At 71.4% G+C, this 3353-nt stretch carries 4 protein-coding genes; all 4 read right to left on the bottom strand.

Features of this window, described 5'->3' with window-relative positions; all coding sequences use genetic code 11:
* The coding region (locus EHS43_RS40665) for a HAMP domain-containing protein (protein WP_125195559.1) at nt 1-722 on the bottom strand (722 nt) is incomplete at its 3' end.
* The gene (locus tag EHS43_RS40660; protein ID WP_185806624.1) at nt 723-1448 is read right to left on the bottom strand and encodes a response regulator transcription factor; all 726 of its coding nucleotides are present in this window, start codon (nt 1446-1448) and stop codon (nt 723-725) included. It lies immediately after the preceding gene.
* A 74-nt stretch (nt 1449-1522) separates the two neighbouring features.
* Nucleotides 1523-2146 (bottom strand): FMN reductase, encoded by a 624-nt coding sequence (locus tag EHS43_RS40655; RefSeq protein ID WP_125195558.1) that lies wholly within the window; start codon nt 2144-2146, stop codon nt 1523-1525.
* Nucleotides 2143-3267, bottom strand: coding sequence for an LLM class flavin-dependent oxidoreductase (locus tag EHS43_RS40650; protein WP_125195557.1), 1125 nt, complete (start codon nt 3265-3267; stop codon nt 2143-2145). Before EHS43_RS40650 ends, EHS43_RS40655 begins: the two co-directional genes overlap by 4 nt.
* Nucleotides 3268-3353: the final 86 nt, after the last annotated feature.

The following is a 3353-nucleotide window of genomic DNA, read 5'->3' as shown; positions in this document are numbered from 1 at the left end:
ATCCGGTCGAAGGCCCGCCCCAGCCGCCCCACCTCGTCGTGCCCGGTGACCGGCACCTCGATCCCGAGCCGCCGGGTCCGCGCCACGTCCTCCGCGGCGGACGTGAGGATCACCAGCCGCCGGGTGATCCGCCGGGCCAGCCACCACCCGAACAGCCCGGCACCCACCACGACCGCCGCCATGAGCAGGAACGTCCGCTGCTGAAGCGCCCGCAGCAGGTCCTCGGTGTCACTGAACTCCTGCGCGACCTGCACCGCACCCCGCCCGCCGCCCAGCGAGACGGTGGCGATCCGGTACACGTCGTTGCCGACCGAGACCTCCTTGTGCAGGACCATCCGCCCGGCCGTCCCCGCGGCCGCGATCCGCCGGTCCCCGGAGATCACCGGCAGCCCGGGCCGCCCGGGGTCGGCGACCGCCCCGGTGGGCCCCAGCACCTGCACATCCGTACGGGCGGGACGCACCAGGTCGTGCCCCGGCGCCGAGGACGAGAAGTCGTCCGGCGTCATCCGCTCATGGCTGACCTCGTCCCGCAGGTCCCGCACCACCTGGTCGAACACGGACTCCTGGTCCACCCGCACCAGACGCGCGGCGGCGCTGTAGGACAGCACACCGACGAGGACGGTCACCACGGCGGTCACCGCGGCGAAGGACACCGCGAACGTGGCCCGCAGGGACAGCAGCCGGGGCCGAGGCCGGGCCAGCAGCCGGGCCAGCCGCCCCACTCAGTCCTCCCGGAGCACGTAACCCACGCCACGCACCGTGTGGATCAGCTGCGGAGCGCCCGGCTCGTCGAGCTTGCGGCGCAGGTAGCCGACGTAGACGGCGAGGTTCTTGGAGCCGGGCCCGAAGTCGTAGCCCCAGATGCGGTCGTAGATGGTCGAGTGGTCCAGCACGATGCCCGCGTTGCGCACGAGCAGCTCCAGCAGCTCGAACTCGGTGCGGGTCAGCTCCAGCTCGCGCGTGCCCCGCCAGGCCCGCCGCGCCTGGATGTCCATGCGCAGCCCGGCCGCCTCGATCCGGCCCTGGGGCAGCTCGGGCGCGACGGCCTTGGGAGCCGCGTCGACCGGGGCCATCCCGTCGGGGCTGGTCCGCCGCAGCAGGGCCCGCAGCCGGGCGAAGACCTCCTCGACGTCGAAGGGCTTGACCACGTAGTCGTCGGCGCCCGCGTCCAGGCCGGCGATCCGGTCCTGGGTCTCCACGAGCGCCGTCAGCATGAGGATCGGTGTGCGGTCGCCCTCGGCGCGCAGCACCCGGCAGACCTGGAGTCCGTCGATCCCGGGCATCATCACGTCGAGGACGAGCACGTCCGGCGGCGACTTGTGGGCCTGTGCCAGCGCCTCGACCCCGTCGGCGACCGCGGTGACCTGGTAGCCCTCCAGGACCAGGGCGCGCTCCAGGGCGTGGCGGATGGCACGGTCGTCTTCGGCGAGCAGCACATTTTGGGGCACACCCTCAGTGTGCCGTGCCCGCCGAGTCGTACGACGTGATGAGCTGCTCACCGCGTGCCCTTCTTACTGCCCTCTCACCCCGTGGGACGCAACGCGGCGAGCTGCTCCTCGAAGGGCACCACCGCGGCCGCCGAGAACGCGTCGGCCGGGGACGCGTGCGGCGCCCGTCCGGCCGGCACCCCGCCGGACAGTCCCGTCATCAGCGCGGCCAGTTCCCCGGCCGCCCGCTCGATCCGCCCGTCCAGTCCCTCGGCCCCCCAGTCCTCGGAGGCCGCGTACACCCCGGTCGGCACGACGACGGCCTTCAGGTAGGCGAAGAGCGGCCGCAGGGCGTGTTCGAGCACCAGCGAGTGCCGGGCCGAGCCGCCGGTCGCCGCGATCAGCACGGGCTTGCCGGCCAGTGCCTCCGGGTCGAGCACGTCGAAGAACGACTTGAACAGTCCGCTGTAGGAGGCGGAGAAGACGGGCGTGACGACGATCAGTCCGTCGGCCCCCGCCACCGCGTCCTGCGCGGCGGCCAAGGCCCGGCCCGGGAAGCCGTTGGTGAAGTTCTGCGCGATCTCCACGGCGAGTTCCCGCAACTCCACGACCTGCGTCTCCACCTCGGCCGCGCGTCCCACGGCCGCGGCCAGCCGGTCGCCCAGCAGGCGGGTCGACGAGGGGACGCTCAGTCCCGCGGACACGACGACGAGCTTCATGCGACGACCTCCTCGTTGTTCTGTGCCGTGCTGTTCTGGGCCGTGCTGTTCTGGGCCGCGGCCAGCAGGGACGCGTGGGTGGGGGCCTCCGGGACGTCGGCCGGACGGCCCGCCGCGAACTCCTTGCGCAGCACCGGTACGACCTCCTCGCCCAGCATGTCGATCTGCTCGAGGACGGTCTTCAGGGGCAGTCCGGCGTGGTCCACGAGAAAGAGCTGGCGCTGGTAGTCCCCGGCGTACTCGCGGAACTTCAGCGTCTTCTCGATGACCTGCTCCGGGGAGCCGACGGTCAGCGGGGTCTGCTCGGTGAAGTCCTCCAGGGAGGGCCCGTGCCCGTACACCGGCGCCACGTCGAAGTACGGCCGGAACTCCTTCACCGCGTCCTGCGAGTTGCGGCGCATGAACACCTGGCCGCCGAGCCCCACGATCGCCTGCTCGGGCGTGCCGTGCCCGTAGTGGGCGTAGCGGGCCCGGTACAGCTCGACCATCCGCTTGGTGTGGTCGGCCGGCCAGAAGATGTTGTTGTGGAAGAAGCCGTCACCGTAGTAGGCGGCCTGCTCGGCGATCTCCGGCGAGCGGATGGAACCGTGCCAGACGAAGGGCGCGACCCCGTCCAGCGGGCGGGGCGTGGAGGTGAAGCCCTGGAGCGGCGTGCGGAACTTGCCCTCCCAGTTCACGACGTCCTCGCGCCACAGCCGGCGCAGCAGGGCGTAGTTCTCGATGGCGAGGTTGATGCCCTCGCGGATGTCCTTGCCGAACCAGGGGTAGACCGGGCCGGTGTTGCCGCGGCCCATCATGAGGTCGACGCGGCCGTCGGCCAGGTGCTGGAGCATCGCGAAGTCCTCGGCGATCTTCACCGGGTCGTTCGTGGTGATCAGCGTGGTCGACGTCGAGAGGATGAGCTTCTCGGTCTGCGCCGCGATGTAGCCGAGCATGGTGGTCGGCGACGACGGCACGAACGGCGGGTTGTGGTGCTCACCGGTCGCGAAGACGTCGAGCCCGACCTCCTCCGCCTTCAGCGCGATCGCGACCATCGCCTTGATGCGCTCGCGCTCGGTCGGCGTCCGGCCGGTCGTCGGGTCCGGCGTGACGTCGCCGACGCTGAAGATCCCGAACTGCATGGTCGCTCACCCTCCAAGTTGTTTACGGTTCAACTATAACCGCGTGCCTGGAGAACGACGACACAGGGACCCCTATTCCCCCACCC

It is taken from the genome of Streptomyces sp. RP5T (assembly GCF_003933965.1).
In the GTDB taxonomy this organism is placed as follows: Bacteria; Actinomycetota; Actinomycetes; order Streptomycetales; family Streptomycetaceae; genus Streptomyces.
This window is presented reverse-complemented; position numbering and strand designations above follow the sequence as displayed.

What these genes read in the sequence shown, in the direction of transcription:
- EHS43_RS40655 (WP_125195558.1), bottom strand. Translation starts at nt 2,146, where the DNA reads ATGAAGCTCGTCGTCGTGTCCGCGGGACTGAGCGTCCCCTCGTCGACC.
- EHS43_RS40650 (WP_125195557.1), bottom strand. Translation starts at nt 3,267, where the DNA reads ATGCAGTTCGGGATCTTCAGCGTCGGCGACGTCACGCCGGACCCGACG.